The following is an 18643-nucleotide window of genomic DNA, read 5'->3' on the forward strand; positions in this document are numbered from 1 at the left end:
CAGTGCGGGACAACGGTGACGCGACAGCGCGGCGGACCGGACGGACGGACGACGCCGCACCCGGCGGCGCGGCGGTCCCCGACGACGCCGTGGCCGTGGTGGGACTGGCGCTGAGGTTCCCCGACGCCGACGACCTCGCGGAGTTCCGCGCGAACCTCCTGGCCGGGCGCGACAGCGTCGGCCCGCTCCCCGAGGGCCGCGCCGAGGCGACCGGCCTCGACCCGGCCACGGCCCACCTGCCCATGGGCCACCTGCGGGACATCCACACCTTCGACCACGGCCTGTTCCGGCTCTCCCGTCGCGAGGCCGGCCTGATGGACCCCCAGCAGCGGCTCGCCCTGCTCCTCGCCCACCAGGCCGTGGAGGACGCCGGTTACGCCACCCGCCACCTCGCCGACGCGGGCACCGCCGTCGTCCTCGCCACCTCGCCCTCCTCCTACCGGGCCGCGGCGGGTGACCCGGGGACACTCAGCGCGCTCGGCAACATGACGTTCGGCGCCCCGGCCCGCGTCGCCCACGTCCTCGGCCTGACCGGACCCTGCTACGCCGTGGACACCGGCTGCAACAGCTCGCTGACCGCGATCCACCACGCCTGCCGCGAACTCACCTCCGGCGACGCCCGGTACGCCCTGGCCGGCGGGGTGAGCCTGCGCCCGGGCGGCCTGCCGGCCCAGGAGGCCGAGGCCATGCCCGAACTGGTCTCCGGCAGCGGGCGGTGCCGCGCCTACGACACGGACGCGGACGGCGCCGTGCCCGGTGAGGGCGGCGCCGTGCTGCTGCTCACCACCGTCGCCCAGGCCCGGGCCGACGGCGCCCCGGTCCACGCGGTGCTGCGTGGCAGCGCGGTGCTGCACAACGGCGGGGCCGTCGCCACCATCAGCTCGCCCAGCGCCACCGTGCAGAGCCGGACCATCCGCGCGGCCTGGGAACGTGCCGGGGCGGACCCCGCCGACGCCGGATACCTGGAGGGCCACGGCTCCGGCACCCCCCTCGGCGACGCGGTCGAACTGGAGGGCCTGGCGGCGGTGTTCGGCACCCGGACCACCCCGCTGCCGATCGGTTCGGTCAAGGCCAACATCGGACACCTGGACCACGCGGCGGGGGTCGCCGGCCTGGTCAGGGCCCTCCTCAGCGTGCGGCACGGCGAGCTGTACCCGACGGTCCACTTCCGCAGCGCGACCGGCGGCACCGACCCCGCCGGCCTCGGCGTGGAGATCCTGCGCGCCGCCCGGCCCTGGGCGGACCCGGTCCGCCTCGCCGGTGTCAGCTCGTTCAGCCTCGGTGGCGTCAACGCCCACTGCGTGGTCCAGCGCGCACCCGCCGAGGACGGCCCCGGAAAGCCGGCGGACCCGGCGCCGAAGGACCCTCCGCGCCTCGTGGGTGTCTCGGCACGCACCCCGGAGGCGCTGGCCCTGCTCTGCGTCCGGCTCTCCTCGGCCCTGCGTGACGGGCACCTGCCGCTGGACGACGTGGCCTTCACCCTCAACGAGGGGCGCGACCACTACGCCCACCGCGTCGCCGTACGGGCCCGGGACACCGAGGACCTGGCGGTGCGGCTGGCCGCCGAGGCCACCTGGCTGGCCCAGGAGGAGCCCCGCGCCGACGCCGGGGGAGCCCCGCGCGTCGTGCTGCTGCCCGACGCCGGGGGCCGGGCGGCCACCGAGCTGGCGGACGGGCTGCGCCGCGCCGGCGTACGGCCCGCCGCCGTGCTCGGCCGCGAGGGGGACGCCGGTACGCGGCCCGACCGGGGCGCCGACCAGCTGGCCAGGTTGCGGAGCCGGCGCCGGACGGTGCTCTGCGTGGCCACCGGCCCCGTGACCGAGACCGACCGGGCCCTGGCGCAGCCCGCCGCGGAGGAGAAGGGCGCCGTCGAGCTGATCGCCCCGGACCCCCGCCACGGGCTGCCGGGCGTCCTGGCCGACCTCTACCGGCGCGGCGTCGACCTCGACTGGCGGGCCCTCACCCCGGCCGGAGCCGCCAGGCCGCCCCGCCGTCACCGGCTCCCCGGCCACCCCGTCCTCGGCATCCGCTGCTGGGCCGCCCCGGCCGCCGCCCCCGCGCCCCTGCCCGCTCCCGTGCCCGCCGCGCCCGCGGCCCCCGAGCCGCGTGCGGCCGTGCCCGCCGCCCTCCCGGCGCCCGTGGAGGCCGACCGCCCCACCCGTACCGAGGACACCACCGGGTGGCTCTGCGCGGCCCTGGAGGAACTCCTCGGCGCCGGGACCCCCGTGACCCCCGAGGCCGACTACTTCGCCCTCGGCGGCAACTCGATCGTCGCCATGCAGCTCGTCCAGCGGGTCGGCGAGCGCTTCGGGCACCGCCTCAAGCTCATCGACACCTACGAGTACCCGCGCGTCGCCGACCTCGCCCGGTTCATCGACTCGCTCTCCTCGGCCCACAGGCCCGCCGTCCCGCCGGTGGTGCCCACCGACGCCCGCGTGCTGTCCTTCGGGCAGGAACGCATGTGGTTCCACCACCAGCTCGATCCCGCCACCACCCTCTACAACCTCCCGATGGTCAGCATGATCAGCGGGGAGCTGGACATCGCCGCCGTCCGGGGCATGTGGGAGGACTTGGCGGAGCGGCACGAGGTGCTGCGCTCCAACCTCGTCGACGACGACGGCGTACCCGGTCTGCGCATCCGGCGCGAACTGGGCGCGGAGTTCTTCCACTTCACCGATGTCAGCGACGCCCCCGACCCGGTCGCCGCCGCCCGCGAACGGGTCCGCCTCGCCGCCGCGCACCGCTTCGACGTGGCCCGGGACCCGCTGGTGCGGCTGGAGGTCATCCGCACCGGTCCGCAGGAGCACGTGGTCCACGTGACCATGCACCACGCCGTCAACGACGGCGGCTCGCCCCGGATCTTCGAACGGGAGCTCCCGGAGCTGTACGCGGCCCGGCGGGAGGGCCGCCCGCACCGGCTCGACCCGCTGCCGGTCCAGTACCGCGACTGGGCGCACTGGCAGCGGCAGCTCGTGCGGAGCGCCGCCCTCGACGGCGAACTGGAGTACTGGAAGCGGCGGCTGACGGGCGTCGAGCCGCTGCGGATGCCCACCGACCACCCCCGCCCCGCGCGCAAGGACCACAGCGGACAGCTGCACCCCTTCACCGTCCCGGCCGAGCTGATCGGCCGGCTGCGCCGGATCGCCGCGGAGGAGTCCGCCACCCTCTTCACGGTGCTGCTCACCTGCCTCTACCTGCTCCTCGCCCGGCACAGCGGGCAGCGCGACCTGGTCGTGGGCAGCCCCACCACCGGCCGCACCCGCCCCGAACTCCGCGACCTGATCGGCTTCTTCAACAGCACCGTCGCGCTGCGCGCCGACCTCGGCGCCGCCGCCTCCTTCGGCGACCTGCTGAAGCAGGTGCGCGGCGTCGTCGCGGAGGCTCTGGAGCACCAGGAGGTGCCCTTCGACCGGGTGGTCAACGCGCTGGTGGGGGAGCGTGACCTGAGCAGGACACCACTGTTCGACGTGTTCTTCGTGCACCAGGAGCTGCCGCGCGTGCAGCACGTGGGCGAGGCCCGCACCGACTTCTTCGACACCGTCCGCACCCAGGAGAACCTGTTCAGCGGACTGCCGCCGGGTACCGCCAAGTTCGACCTCACCCTCGTCACCCAGGACCGCGAGGGCGACGAGGCGATGACGGCCTGCCTGGAGTACAGCACCGAGCTGTTCACCGGGCGGACCGCCGCCGCGCTGACCGACGACTACCTCACCGTGCTGCGCGCCGTCGCGGACGGCCGCCGCGACACCCCGCTGACCGCACTGCTCGCCCCGGCCGGGCCGCCCGCGACCGAGCCCGTGCCCGCGGGAGCACCGTTCGGAACGGCGGCCGTCGTGCACGAGGCGATCGAGTCGTGGGCGCGGACCACCCCCGACGCGGTCGCGGTCCGCGCGGGCGAGGACCGGCTGACCTACCGGGAGCTGGACCGGCGCGCCGAACGGCTGGCCGGCGAACTGCGGGCCCGCGGCGCCGGCGCCGAGTCCGTCGTCGCGCTCTGGACCGACCGGAGCGTCGAACTGGCCGTCGCGATGCTCGGCGTACTCAAGTCCGGCGCCTGTTACGTCGCCGTCGACCCCGGACTGCCGCCGGAGCGGGCCCGTTTCCTGCTCACCGACAGCCGCCCGGCGCACGTGGTGACCACCGTCGCCCTGGCCGGCCTGCTCCCGGCCCAAGCGCCCGACGCCGTCCTGGTGGACGCCCCCGAGCCCGCCGCCGGCGGACAGGCCCCGCACCACCGTCCCGCGGGCGGCGGCAACGCCGCGTACGTCTGCTACACCTCCGGCTCCACCGGACGGCCGAAGGGCGTCGTCGTCACCCACCGCAACGTGCTCGGCTTCGTCGCCTGGTCCCGGCGGGCGCTGGGGCCGGGCGCCTTCTCCCGGACGCTCGCCGCCGCGTCGGCCGGCTTCGACATCTCGGTGCTGGAACTCCTCGCCACGCTGGCCTGCGGCGGCACCGTCGACCTGGTCCGCAACCTGCTCGCGCTGACCGAGCGGCAGGACTGGTCCGGTTCCCTCCTCGTCGCCGTCCCCTCCGTCTACCGCCGGGTGCGGCAGGCCGAGTGGGTCGACGAACGCGCCGGCCAGTACGTGCTGTGCGGCGAGCGGGTCCCCGGCGACCTGGTGCGCGACATCCACCGCCGCCACCCCGGCGCCACCGTCTGGAACGCCTACGGCCCCACCGAGTGCACCGTCTACGCCACCGCCTGGCGCTGCGACCCCGGCGCCGAGGGCGACCCGCCGATCGGCACTCCCGTCGACGGCACCCGCTGCCACGTCCTCGACCCGGACCTGCGCCCGGTCCCGCCGGGCACGGTGGGGGAGCTGTACGTCGCGGGCGACGGACTGGCCCGCGGGTACGCCGGCCGTCCCGGGCAGACCGCCGACCGCTTCGTGCCCGACCCGTTCGCGGCCGACGGCAGCCGCATGTACCGGACCGGGGACATGGCCTCCCAGGACCGCGACGGCGTGCTCACCTACCGGGGCCGGACCGACGACCAGGTGAAGGTGCGCGGGCACCGGGTGGAGCCCGGCGAACTGGAGGCCCTGCTGCGGGCCGTGCCGGGGGTGGCCGCGGCCGCCGTCGTGGCCGTACCGGCGGACGAGGGCCAGGACCTCGGGGACCACACACTCGCCGCCTTCCTCCAGCCCGGCCCCGGGGCGCGGCCGGACACCGGGGCCGCCCGGGAGGCGCTGGCCCGCGCACTCCCCGCGCCGCTGGTCCCCGCGACCTTCGAGGTGGTGGACCTGCTGCCCGTCACCGCCCACGGCAAGACCGACCGGCGGGAGCTGGGCCGGCGCGCGAGGGCCGGGGAACGGCCGCAGGGCCCGCCGCCCGCCGAGGCCACCGACCCCGTCGCCGTGCTGTGCGAGGTCTTCGCCGAGGTGCTGGGCCGGCCCTCGGCCGGCCCCGACGACAGCTTCTTCGCGCTCGGCGGCGACAGCATCCGCTCCATCCGGCTGGTCCGCGCGGCCCGCCGCCGCGGCCTCGCCCTGTCGACGGAGGACGTCTTCGTCCACCCCACCCCCGCCGGACTCGCCACCCGCCTCGGCGGCCAGTCCACACCCCGTTCCACCGACCCCGCCCCCGTGTCCGCCACCGGCGCGCGCGGCCCTCTCGACACGGCGTACCCCGGCCACCGGGGCGTGCTGCCGCTCACCCCGCTCCAGGCCGGGCTGCTCTCCGGCGGGCCGGGTGCGGGCTCCGTCATGCGGCTGGTGCTCGACCTCTCCGGGGAACTGGACGTGCCCGCGCTGCGCCGGGCCGTCCGCGAACTGGGCCGCCGCCACCCCAACCTGTGCGCCGCGTTCGTCCGGCAGCCCGCCGGGCCTCCGGTACAGGTGCTGTGCGACCGCCCCTTGACCCTGGAAGAGCTCGACCTGCGGGCCCTGACCCCCGAGGCCCGTGACACGCGCCTGGCGGAGCTGACCGCCGAGGAACGCGCCACCCGCCTCGACCCCGAGGACCCCCCGCTCCTCCGCTTCACCCTGGTGCGGCAGGCCCCCGACCGGTTCCAGCTAAGGATCGTCGGCCACCACCTGCTCCTCGACGGGTGGTCCAACCAACTGCTGCTTCCGGAACTGCTGGCGCTCTACCGGGGCGACGTGCTGCCGGACGCCGTGCCCTTCGGCGACCACCTGGCCTGGCTCGGCGGCCTCGACCGCGAACAGGCCATGACCGCCTGGGACGACCACCTCGCAGGCGCCGAACCCACCCTGCTGGCCCCCGGGGCCCCGGCGGCCGACGGCTGGCCCGGCCGGACCACCCACCGCCTCGGCCCGGAGGAGACCGGCCGCCTCACGGCCACCGCCGCCGCCCTCGGGGTCACCGCCAACACCGTCCTCCAGTGCTGCTGGGCCCTGGTCCTCGCCGAGCGCACCGGTCGCCACGACGTGGTGTTCGGGGCGATCACCTCCGGCCGCTCCCCACAGGTACCGGGGGTCGAGTCGATCGTCGGTTTCCTCATCAACACCTTCCCGGTCCGGGTGCGGCTGCGACCGGAGGAGACGCTCGCCGCCCTGCTCCGCCGCGTCCAGGGCGAACAGGCCCGCATGATGCCGCACCGCCACGCGGACCTGGCCGCTGTGACCGACAGGCTCGGCGTCGAGGCGCTGTTCGACACGGCCGTGGTGTTCGAGAACTTCCCGCCGGCCGATCCCGAGGCGGCACGGAACCTGCCAGGGCTGCGCGTGGAGGACGCCACCACGGAGTCGGCCGGCCACCACCCGCTCTCCCTGATGGTGCTGCCCCGCGACGGCGGCACCGACGTCAACCTCCTCCACCGCACCGGCGCGGCCGCCCCGGGGCGGTCCCGCGTCCTGCTGGACGGCGTCCTCACCGTCCTGCGCACCCTGCTGGCCGATCCGGACACCCCGGTCGGCCGGCTCACCGGGACCGGTGCCGCCGCCCCCACGCCCGCCGGCCCCCGGGTGGCCGCCCTGATCGGGGGCGAGGACGCGCACCCGGCCTTCGACACCCTGCTGCCGCTGCGTGAGAAGGGCGGGGAGACCCCGCTGTTCTGCGTCCACCCGGCGGGCGGCGTCGGCTGGATGTACTCGGCGCTCACCCACCACCTCGACGCGGACCGGCCCGTGTACGCCCTCCAGGACCGCGGGCTGAACGGCGCGGACCGGCTCCACGGCTCCGTCGAGGACATGGCCGCCGACTACGTGGCCGAGATCCGCGCCCGGCGGCCGCACGGCCCGTACCAGTTGCTCGGCTGGTCCTTCGGCGGCCTGGTCGCGCACGCCATGGCCTGCGAACTCCAGCGTGCCGGGGAGCGGGTGGAGCGCCTGATCCTGCTGGACTCCCACGTCCTCGCCGACCTGGACGAACTGCCCCCGGCTCCCGAGGGCGCCGGGGCACGGCAGATGTACGGCGCCCTGCTGGACTTCGCCGGGGTACGCCCGCCCGGCCTGCGCGACGACGAGCTGGACGACGCGCGGTTCCTCGGCATCGTCCGGGACGGCGACAGCCTGCTCTCCGACATCTCCGAGCGCCACCTGGTCGCCATGGGCGGGGCGTACGACAACAACCTGCGGCTGGCGCGGACCCACCGGCCCGGACGGTACACGGGCGACGTCCTCCTCGTACGGGCCCGGCCCGACGAGGGGCCCGGCGCCCTCTCGCCTGACCCGGCGGGATGGCATCCGTACGTCAGCGGGCGCGTCGACGTCCACACCAGCGAACACACCCACGGCGACCTGGCCTGCCCCGCCTCGCTGGCCGGCATCGCCCGCGTCCTGGAGCCGGGCGGCCCCGGGGAGAAGGAGGGCGACCATGGCTGACCGGAGCCGGCCGCTGACCGCCGCGCAGTCGGGCATCTGGTACAGCGGCGTCCTGGACCCCACCGGCCTGCGCTACGTGGGCTCCCAGTACGTCCACCTCCACGGCCCCGTCGACGAGGAGCTGTTCGCCCGCGCGGTCCGTACCGTCGTGGCGGGCAGCGAGACGCTCAGGGTGCGCTTCGCCGACCGGGACGACGGTCCGGTCCAGTTCCTGGAGCCCCTCGACGACTGGGAGGTCCGCCTGCTCGACCTGCGCGCGGCCGAGCAACCGCACGAGGAGGCGCTGCGGCTGATCGAGGAGAACAGCCTGCGCCCGTACGACCTCTCGCGGGCGCCCCTCTTCGACCACCACCTGCTGCGTGTCGCCGACGACGCGTACCTGTGGGCCATCCGGATGCACCACCTCATCTGCGACGGCACGGCCGCCGCGAACCTCATCCGACGGGTGGCCGCCACCTACACCGCGTGGGCGACCGGCACCGCCGGCCCGCCGCCGGCCGGCGGCCCCGCGCTCTTCGACACCCTCGACGCCATGGTGGAGCGCGACACCGCCTACCGGAGTTCCGCACGCTTCGGCCAGGACGCCGCATGGTGGGCCGGGCGACTGGCCGGCCGGGACGAGGCGCCGCAACTGGCCACCGGAGGGGCACCGGCGGGCGCCACCGGCCACGTCAGCCACGTCCGGTGGCTGCCGGCCGACCGCTGGCACACCCTGACCACCGCGGCCGCCCGCCACGACGTGCGCTGGCCCGCCCTGTTCGCCGCCGCCACCGCCCTCGCCGTGCACGCCGACACCGGGCAGCGGCAGACCGTCCTCGGCCTGAGCGTCCCCGGGCGCACCGGCCGGGCGGCCCGCCAGGCGCTGGGCACCGCCGCCAACGTCGTGCCGCTCCACGCGGCCGTGGACCCGGCCGCGCCACTCGCGGAACTGGTCGCCACCGCCTGGGCCAACACCCTCGGTGTCCTGCGCCACCAGCGGTACCGCTTCGAGGACATGCTGCGCGACCAGGGCGCGGTCCGCGACGGCCGGCCCCTGGTGGGCCCCGTCCTCAACGCCATGACCACGGAACGCGGCCTGTCCTTCGCCGGCACCCCGGCCGTCGTCCACCAGGTCACTCCGGGACGCGGCGACCACCTGGCCCTCGGCGTCCACGACAACGGCGCCCCCCAGGTCCGGATCGACCTCGGAGTCCCCGAGGCACTCTGCACCGCCCCGGCCGCCCGCGCCCAGCTCGACCGCCTCGTCGACCTCACTCTGGCCCTCGCCGACGCCGACCCCGCCACTCCCCAGGGCCGGGTCGGCGCTCCTCGTCCCGCACGACCGCCCGTACCCGCCGAGCCCGAGGCCGGGCGCGAGGCGGAACCGGCCACGCTCACCGGCCTGTTCGCCACCGTGGCCGCCGCCCGCCCGGACGCCGTCGCCGTGGTGGCGGGGCGCGACCGGCTGACCTACGCCCGGCTCGACGCGCGGGCCGAGGCACTGGCCCGCCACCTCGCCGCGCGCGGAGTGGGCCCCGGCGACCGGGTCGCGGTCTCCCTGCCCCGCTCCGCCGGCCTGGTCGTCGCCCTCCTCGCCGTCCTCAAGGCGGGCGCCGCCTACGTGCCGCTGGACCCGGCCCACCCGGCCGAACGCCTGCGCGCCACCCTCGCCGACGCCGAGCCCGTCCTCACCCTCGTCCACCCCGGCGCCGACGTGATCCCGCTGCCGGCCGAGGACGAAGTCCCCTCGCTGACCCTCGACCCGCGCCAGGGCACCCTCACCGGTCCCGACGCCGAAGGCCCTGCCGGGGTGGCGCCGCGCCGTCCGACGCCCGGCTCTCCCGCCTACCTGATCCACACCTCGGGCTCCACCGGCACCCCCAAGGGCGTGGTGGTCACCCACCACAACGTCACCCGGCTCCTGTCCGCCGCCGCCCGCCACTTCACCTTCGGGCCCGACGACGTGTGGACCCTCTTCCACTCCTACGCCTTCGACTTCTCGGTCTGGGAGCTGTGGGGCGCCCTGCTGCACGGCGGCCGCCTGGTGATCGTCCCCGAGGACGTGGCGCGCTCGCCGCACGACTTGCTGGAACTGCTGGCCGAGCAGCGCGTCACCGTCCTGAACCAGACGCCCTCGGCCTTCGGACAGCTCGCGGAGGCCGAGGCGGAGCACCCGGCCGTCGGCGACCGGCTCTCGCTGCGGTACGTGGTCTTCGGAGGTGAGCCGCTCGAACCCTGGCGGCTGGCCACCTGGCTGGCCCGCCACCCCGGCCCGGCTCCCCGCCTGGTCAACATGTACGGGATCACCGAGACCACCGTGCACGTCACCCACCACCCGGTCGACCCGGCCGCCGCCCCCTCCGGCCCGGCCGGGGGCGTCATCGGCAGCCCCCTGCCCGACCTGCGGGTACGCCTCCTCGACGCCGCCCTGCGTCCCGTCCCCGACGGCGTGCCGGGCGAGATGTACGTCTCGGGCCCCGGCGTCGCCGACGGCTACTGGCACCGGCCGGCCCTCACCGCCGGACGGTTCGTCCCCGACCCCGACGGGCCGCCGGGAAGCCGCGCGTACCGCAGCGGCGACCTGGCCCGGCGGCTGCCCGGCGGCGCCCTGGAGTACGTGGGGCGCGCCGACCGGCAGGTCAAGGTGCGCGGCCACCGGGTGGAGCCCGCGGAGGTCGAGGCCGCCCTCGTCGCGCTGCCGGGCGTCCGCGACGCGACCGTCCTGCTGACCGAGTACGGGCCGGGGGACCGGCGCCTGGCCGCCCATCTGGTGGCCGACGCCGACAGCGCGGCGCTCGCCCCCGAACGGGCCGCCGCCGTGCTCCCCGCCCATCTGCTCCCCTCGGTCTGGACCACCCTGGACGCCCTCCCGCTCACCCCCAACGGCAAGCTGGACCGGCGCGCCCTGCGGACCGCCGGCCACCAGGTGCCCGGCGAGGTCCGCGCCCCCCGGAACGCCGCCGAGACCGCGCTGCGCGACCTCTTCGCCGAGGTGCTGGGGCGCGAGCCGGACCAGGTCGGCGTGGACCGGAGTTTCTTCACGCTCGGCGGAGACTCGCTGCTCGCCGGACGGCTGGTGGGCCGGGTCCGCGCCGTGCTCTCCCGCGACCTCGGCGTCCGGGACGTCTTCACCTGGCCGACGGTGGCCGGGCTGGCCGTCCGTCTCGGGGAGGCGGACGGCACGGCGGACGCGCGGCCCGGCCCCGTGCCCCGCCCCGGGCTCGTCCCCGTCTCCCACGCCCAGCGGGGCCTGTGGTTCCTGCACCGCCTGGAGGAGGCCGGTCACGCCTACCACGTCCCGCTGGCAGCGCGGCTGGAAGGCCCACTGGACACCGAGGCGCTGCGCGCCGCCGCGCGCGACGTGCAACAGCGCCACGAGATCCTGCGCACTACCTTCCCGCACGATGGCGACGGGCCCCGGCAGCACGTCCTCCCGGAGGCCGAGGCTCCGGACCCGCTGACCGTCGTCCCGCAGGCCGAGGGGCAGGGCGCGCACGACGACGCCTACGAGGCCGCCCTGCGGCGGCCCTTCGACCTGGCCGCCGCCCCGCCCTGGCGCATCACCCTCCTGCGCCGCTCCTCACACGAGCACACCCTGCTCGTCGTCCTCCACCACATCGCCGCCGACCAGCAGAGCATCGGTCCCCTCACCCGGGACCTGGCCACCGCCTACGAGAGCCGGCGGCGAGGCGAGCCCCCCACCTGGCCGCCCCTGCCCCTGCAGTACGCCGACTTCACCCTCTGGCAGCGTGCCCGCCTCGGCGCCCCCGACGATCCCGGCAGCCCCCTGGCCCGCGAACTCGCCCACTGGCGCGAGGCCCTGCGCGGCGCGCCCGCCGAAACCCCGCTCCCCGCCGACCGGCCCGGCCGGCCCGACGCCGGACATCCGGGCGACGCCGTCGACTTCGACTGGGGGCCCCGGCTCGGCACCCGTCTCAAGGAACTGGCCGCCGCCCGCGGCGCCACCACGTTCATGGCGCTGCACGCCGCCCTCGCCTGCGCGCTCAGCCGGTGGGGCGCGGGCACGGACGTGGTCGTCGGCACGGTCACCGCCGGGCGCGAGGACCCCGCGCTGGAACCCCTGGCCGGCTACTTCGCCCAGGCCCTCCCGCTCCGCCTGGACCTGACCGGCCGCCCCGGATTCGCCACCGTCGTGGACCGGGCCCGCGCGGCGGACCTGACCGCCTTCGCCCACACCGGCGCCCCCTTCGACCGGATCGTGGAGACCCTGGGGCCGCCCCGCGAACCGGGCCGCCATCCGCTCTTCCAGGTCATGCTCAACCACCGCTCCGGCGCCCGGCCCGCCCTGCGCCTCGCGGGCCTGCGCGCCACCGAGCTGCCCCAGCGCCGCCCGGTGGCCAAGTACCCCCTCCTGTGGGACGTCGCCGAGGAGGCCGACGGCACGTTCCACGGCTGCCTGGAGTACGCCACCGACCGCTTCGAACGCCGCACCGCCGAGGCCCTGCTCGACGCCGTACGCCACTTCCTGGAGGCCGCTCTCGACCGGCCGGAGGCGCCCTTCGCCGACCTCCCCTGCCCGCGCCCCGGCACCGGCCCCGCCGACCCCGCGCCTCCCGCCCCCGTACGTCCCGCGCCCACGCCCGGCGAGGAGGCGCGGGCGGGGGAGGCGGCCACCGAGGAACTCCTGCGCTCCCTGACCGCCGCCCTGCTCGGCCGGGACTCCGTCGACGCCGACGCCAACTTCTTCCGGCTCGGCGGCGACAGCATCCTCGCCGTGCAACTCGCCTCCCGCGCCCAGGCCGCCGGCGTGCCGGTCGGCCCCAAGGACGTCTTCGCCCACCAGAGCCCCCGCGCCCTGGCCCGGACGATGCAGCGGCGCGTCCGCGACACCCCCGGCCCCGCCCGGCCCTCCCAGGACCCGGGCCCGCTGGAACCCACTCCCGTCGTCGAGTGGCTGGCCTCGCTCGGCGGTGACGCCGGGGGCTTCGCCCAGTCCGTGGTGGTGCCGCTGCCCGCCACCGCCACCGGCGCGACCGTCCGCGACGCCCTTCAGCGACTCGTCGACCACCACGACGCCCTGCGCCTGCGCCGCACCGCCGTCCAGGACGACCGCTGGGAGCTGGAGGTGCGGCCGCCCGGCACCGTCCCGGCCGGTGAACTCCTGCGCCACGTCGACCTCGCCCGGGAGGGCGCGGACGACCCCGCAGCGTGCGACGAACTGGTCGAGCAGGAGCGGCGCGCCGCCCGCCGCCACCTCGACCCGGACCGCGGCGACATGGTGCGCGCCGTGCTGTTCCACGGCCTGGAGGACCGGCTGCTGCTGGTGATCCATCACCTCGCCGTCGACGGGGTCTCCTGGCGGGTGCTCCTGCCCGACCTGGAGCAGGCCCACCGCCACGCCCTGCGCGGTGAGCACGCCCCGCTCCCGCCGGTACCGACCCCGCTGCGCGCCTGGACCCGCGCCCTGCGCGCGGCCGCCCGGTCGGAGGCGGTCCGCGCCGACGAGACCTGGTGGCGCGCCCGCCTCGCCGCCCCCCACACCGGCCTCGGCAGCCGCCCGCTCGACCCGGCGTGCGACACCGTGGCCCGCGCCGGACGGCTCAGCTCCACCTGGGACGAGACCTGGATCGAGCCGCTGCTGACGGCCGTCCCGGCCGCCTTCCGCGCCCGCGTCCCCGAGGTCCTGCTCGCCGCCCTCTCCATTGCGCTGCGCCGTTGGAGCGGTAACCCGCAGGGCGCTGCGGTCCGCGTCGACCTGGAGGGGCACGGCCGGCGCACCGACCTGGCGGGTCTGGCCGACCTCGACCTCTCCCGCACGGTCGGCTGGTTCACCACCCTCCACCCCGTGCTGCTGGACCCGCCGCCCGCCACCGGCTCACCGGCCGAGGAGTCGGCCCGCGCCGTCACCCACGTCAAGGAGCGGCTGCGCGAGGTGCCCCACGACGGCCTCACCCACGGGCTGCTCCGCCAGGAGGGCCGGCTGCCCGACGCCCGCGCCCCGCTGGCCTTCAACTACCTCGGCCGCTTCGACACCGAGGACCCCGCCCCCTGGCAGCCGCTGCCCGGTTCGCTGCGCGGCGAGGCCGACCCCCGCCAGCCCCTCGCCCACCCCCTGACCCTCGACGTCTTCGCCGAACGCGGCCCCACCGGCTCCCGGCTGCGCACCGAATGGACGTGGGCGTCCGGCGTGCTGACCGGCAGCCAGGCCGAGGAACTGGCCGGCCTGTGGCACACCGCCCTCGCCGAACTCGTCCACCACCACCCCGGCACCGGCCCGGTCCGGTCCACCCCCTCCGACTTCCCGCTCGTACAGGTCGACCAGGACCGCGTCGAGACGTGGGAGGAGCGGTACGGGCCCCTGGCCGACCTGCTGCCCGCCGCACCGCTCCAGCAGGGCCTGCTCTTCCACGCGCTGTACGGCGCCGGCACCGGGCCCGGAACGGCCGGCTCGGGCGAGGACCCCTACCTGGTGCAGCTGAGCCTGGACCTCTCCGGCGACATCGAGCCGCACCGCCTGCGCACCGCCCTGCGCGCACTGCTGCGCCGCCACCCTCATCTCACGGGCTGCTTCCCGCCCGACGCCGGCCGGCCGCTCCTCCTGGTCCCCGCGGACGAACCCGCCCTGCCCTGGCGCACCGTGGACCTCACCTCGGAGCCCCAGGACCGGCTCGCCGCACGGACGGACGAGGAGGAGCGGGCCGAACGCCGCCCCTTCGATCCCGGCCGCCCGCCTCTGCTGCGCTTCGCCCTGCTGCGTACCGGCGAGCGACGGTGCCGGCTCGTCTTCACCCACCACCACCTGCTGCTCGACGGCTGGTCCGTGCCGCTCGTCCTGCGTGAACTGCTCGACCCCGCCGCCACCGGCGGACCCGCTCCCGCCCTCGGGGAGTACGCGCGGTGGCTCGCCGCCCGTGACCAGGAGGCAGCCGCCGAGGCGTGGCGCCACGAACTGGCGGGCGCCGAACCCACCCGGGTGGCCGGCCACGCCCCCGCTGCCCCCACCACGCTGAGCCACCGTTTCGAGCTGTCCGGGGAACTGGCACGGGCACTCACCGACCGCGCGGCCCGCTGGGGCGTCACCCTGAACACCCTGGTGGAGTCCGCCTGGGCGCTGCTGCTCAACCACCTCACCGGCCGTCAGGACGTCGTCTTCGGCGTCACCGTCGCCCAGCGTCCCCCCGAGGTCGCGGGGGTGGAACGCCTTCCCGGCCTGCTGCTGAACACGGTCCCCGCCCGGGTCCGCCTCGATCCGGCCCGGACCGCCAAGGAGGTCGCCGAGCACACCCACGCGCGCCGCGCCGACCTGCTCGACCACCACCACCTCGGCCTCACCGCCGTCGAGGAGGCGGCCGGCACCACCGGTCTCTTCGACACCTCGGTGGTGTTCGAGAACTACCCCCTGGACGAGGCGGCCTTCACCCGGCTGCCGGACGGCGTGGAGGTCACCAACACCGGCATCCTCGACGGAACCCACTACCCCCTCAGCCTCGTCGTCCTGCCCCGCTCCGGCCGCATCGAGTGCCGCCTCTACAGCAGGCCCGGCGCCCTCGACCACTACGGCACCCCCGCCGACCTCGCCGCGCTCTGCACCGCCGCCTTCCACGCGCTGCTCGAAGACGAACGACGCCCTCTGGCCCGGCTCCAGCTCCTCGCCGCCCCCGCGCGGAAGGCCGTCCTCGCCGCCGGGCGCGGGCCCGCCTCACCCGTGCGGGAGGACACGTCCCACCTCGCCCAGGTCTTCCAGGCGCGGGCCACCGCCCACCCGGACCGCCCCGCCCTCTCCGACGGCACCCGCACCCTCACCTACGGTGCGCTGGAGGCCCGCGCCAACCAGCTCGCCCACCACCTGGCCGACCGGGTCCAGGTCGGCACCCCGGTCGCCGTCGCCCTGGACCGCTCGCCCGAGGTCGCCGTCTGCTACCTGGCCCTGGCCAAACTGGGCGCCCTCTGCGTCCCCCTCCACTCCGGGCTGCCGCCCGAGCGGCAGCGCGCCCTGCGCGAGAGGACCGGCGCCGCCCTCCTGCTGGACCGCCTTCCGGACGAGGAGACCCTCGCGGCCCGCCCCGACGTGCCACCGGGGCGGCACGTCCCGGCGGACCTCGCCGCCTGCGTGGTGTTCACCTCCGGCTCCACCGGTGAGCCCAAGGGGGTCCGGCTGACCCACCGCTCCGTACTCAGCCGCGCCCTCGACCCGCGCTGGTGCGACGAGGACCACCGCTGCGTGCTCCTGCACTCCCCGCACGCCTGGGACGCGGTGGTCTACGAACTGTGGGCGCCCTTGCTCACCGGCCGTCAGGTCCGGGTGGCGCCCCCCGGGGACCTGGACGGAACGGCCCTGCGGAGCGCCGTGGAGGACGGCGGCGTGACCGCGGCCTTCCTCACCTCCGGGCTGCTGGACGTCCTCGCCGAGCAGGATCCCGGCGCCCTCGCGGGACTGCGCCTGCTGGCCACCGGCGGTGACGTGGTCTCACCCCGGTCCGTGGAGCGCGTCCGCGTCCGGCACCCGGAACTGAAGGTCGTCCACCTCTACGGCCCGGTCGAGAACACCACCTTCTCCCTCGGCCACGCAGTGCCGCCCGGCCGCCCGGACCCCGCGCCGCTGCCGCTCGGCACCCCGGTGCCGGGGTGCCGCGTCACCGTCCTCGACGCCGCCCTGCGCCCGGTGCCCCCGGGAGTGCCGGGCGAGATCCACCTGTCCGGCGAGGGACTGGCCGAGGGCTACCACGGCGCCCCCGCCGCCACCTGCGAGCGCTTCGTCGCCGACCCGTACGGCCCGGCCGGCGCCCGCACCTACCGCACCGGAGACCTGGCCCGCTGGGACCGGGAGGGCCGCCTGCACTTCCTCGGCCGCGCCGACCGGCAGGTCAAGGTCAACGGAATCCGGATCGAGCCCGGCGAGATCGAGGCCGCACTGTGCGAAGAACCCGGGGTCAGGGCCGCCTGGATCGTCGTCCGCGGCGAGGGCGCGGCCGGCCGCTCCCTGGTCGCCTACGTCCTGGGCACCGACGCCGCCCCGGACACCGCCTCCCTGCGTACCCGCCTCGCCGCCCGGCTGCCCCGCCACCTGGTACCCGCCGCCGTGGTCCCGGTCGCCGAGCCACCGCTCGGCCCCACCGGCAAGGTCGACCGGGACGCCCTGCCCGCCCCGGAACGCGCAGCGGTCACCGAGGCCCCCACGCCCCGCGCCGAAGTCCTGGCCGCCGCCTTCGCCGCCTCCCTCGACCTGCCCTCGGCCCGCGCCGACGACGACTTCTTCGCTCTGGGCGGCAACTCGCTCAGCGCCGTCCGGCTGGCCGGTCGCGTCCGCGACGCCCTCGGCCTCCCCGTCTCTGTCCGCGACCTCTTCGAAGCGCCCACCCCGGCCGCCCTGGACCGGCGACTGGGCGAGGGCGCGACCCCGGGGCCCGCCTCCGACGACGCGCCCTTTCCAGCGCGACCGGCCCGGCTGCCGCTCTCCCCGGCCCAGCTTCGGCTGTGGACCGCCAACTACCTGGGAGAGCACCGCCCCACCTACCTCACCACCCTCGCCCTCGACCTGGCAGGCCCCCTGCACCGCCCCGTCTGGGAACAGTCCCTCGACGACCTCGTGGCCCGGCACGAGATCCTGCGCACCGTTCTGCCGTACGGCCCCGACGGCCCGGAGCAGCGCATCCTGCCCCCGGCCGAGGCCCCACTCGACCTGCGCTTCCTGGAGCTGGACCCCGGTGAGGAGCGCGCCGCCGTCGAGGCAGAACTCGCCCGCGGCTTCGACCTGCTGACCGGGACACCACTACGGGCCCGGCTGCTCAGCACCGGCCCCGAACGCCACCTGCTGCTGCTCGTGGTGCACCACGTCGCCGTCGACGGACACTCCCTGGGCGTCCTCCGCGGCGACCTGCGGCACGCCTACACCGCCCGCCTGAAGGGCGAGGCCCCCCGGTGGCGGACTCCCGCACCCCAGTACGCCGACCACGCCCTGCGGCTGGCCCGGCGCCGAGGCGACGAACGGGACCCCGACAGCCCCGCCGCGCGCGACGCCCGCCACTGGGCGACCGAACTGGACGGCGTGCCCGAGCGGTTGCCCCTGCCCGGCGAGCCGCCGACGGGGGAGGACGACGGCAGGGCGGGCCAGGTGCCCCTCTCCTGGGGGCCACGGGAGCACCGCCTCCTGGAGGAGGCCGCCACCCGTCACGCGTGCAGCCCGTACATGGTGCTGCACGCCGCCTTCGCCGCGGCCCTGAGCCACCTCGGCGCCGGCGAGGACGTGCCGGTGGTGGTGGCCCTGAGCGGCCGGGACGACGCGGCCACGGACGGCCTCGTCGGGTGCGTCACCAACCCCGTGGTGCTGCGCGTCCGCACCCACGGCGCGCCCACCGGCGAGGAACTGACCGCCCGGGTACGCCGCAGCCTCCTCGCCGCCCACGCCCACCAGGACCACCCCTACGAACGGGTGCTGGAGCACCTGGACCGCGACCGCGCCGACCGGGGCCGGGGCCTGTTCACCGTGGCCTGCTCCTACCTGCGCACCGAGCCCCCGCGCCCCGAGGACACCGACTGGCCGGGCGGCCTCGGCGTGACCCCCCGCGTCCTGGCTCCCACCCACACCGACCAGGACCTGCTCCTCCAGCTCCGCGACCACCGCACCCCCGAGGGCGCCCCCGCCGGCCTCACCGGCGAGCTCATCCACTCCCTCGCCCACTGCGCCCCGGCAACCGCCCGGCACCTCGCCGACACCCTCCGTGCGAAGCTCCGCGAGCTGGTCGGTGGCCCCTGAGAGGCGGGACGCGAGAGGGCTGAGGGCGCTCGCCGGGGCAGATCGTCCGACCACCGCCTGAGCCGGCCGGACACGGGTAGGAGGCGGCCTGCAGGAGCACGTGACGCGGGTGGTCGAGCACCGGAGCTTGCTGAGGAGTCGCCCGGACCGGAGGTGGCGACGG

2 protein-coding genes are annotated in these 18643 nt (G+C 76.7%); both read left to right on the top strand.

Annotated elements, in window-relative coordinates; translation table 11 throughout:
• Positions 1–2 precede the first annotated feature (2 nt).
• The gene (locus tag Sdia_RS16420) at positions 3–7787 is read left to right on the top strand and encodes a non-ribosomal peptide synthetase (RefSeq protein WP_164495096.1); all 7785 of its coding nucleotides are present in this window, start codon (positions 3–5) and stop codon (positions 7785–7787) included.
• Positions 7780–18480 carry a non-ribosomal peptide synthetase gene (locus Sdia_RS16425; protein ID WP_229831179.1) on the top strand — a complete coding sequence of 3567 codons (10701 nt, stop codon included), beginning with the start codon at positions 7780–7782 and terminating at the stop codon, positions 18478–18480. The genes Sdia_RS16420 and Sdia_RS16425 overlap by 8 nt, the downstream gene beginning before the upstream one ends.
• Positions 18481–18643 lie beyond the last annotated feature (163 nt).

It is taken from the genome of Streptomyces diastaticus subsp. diastaticus (assembly GCF_011170125.1).
GTDB lineage: Bacteria > Actinomycetota > Actinomycetes > Streptomycetales > Streptomycetaceae > Streptomyces > Streptomyces diastaticus.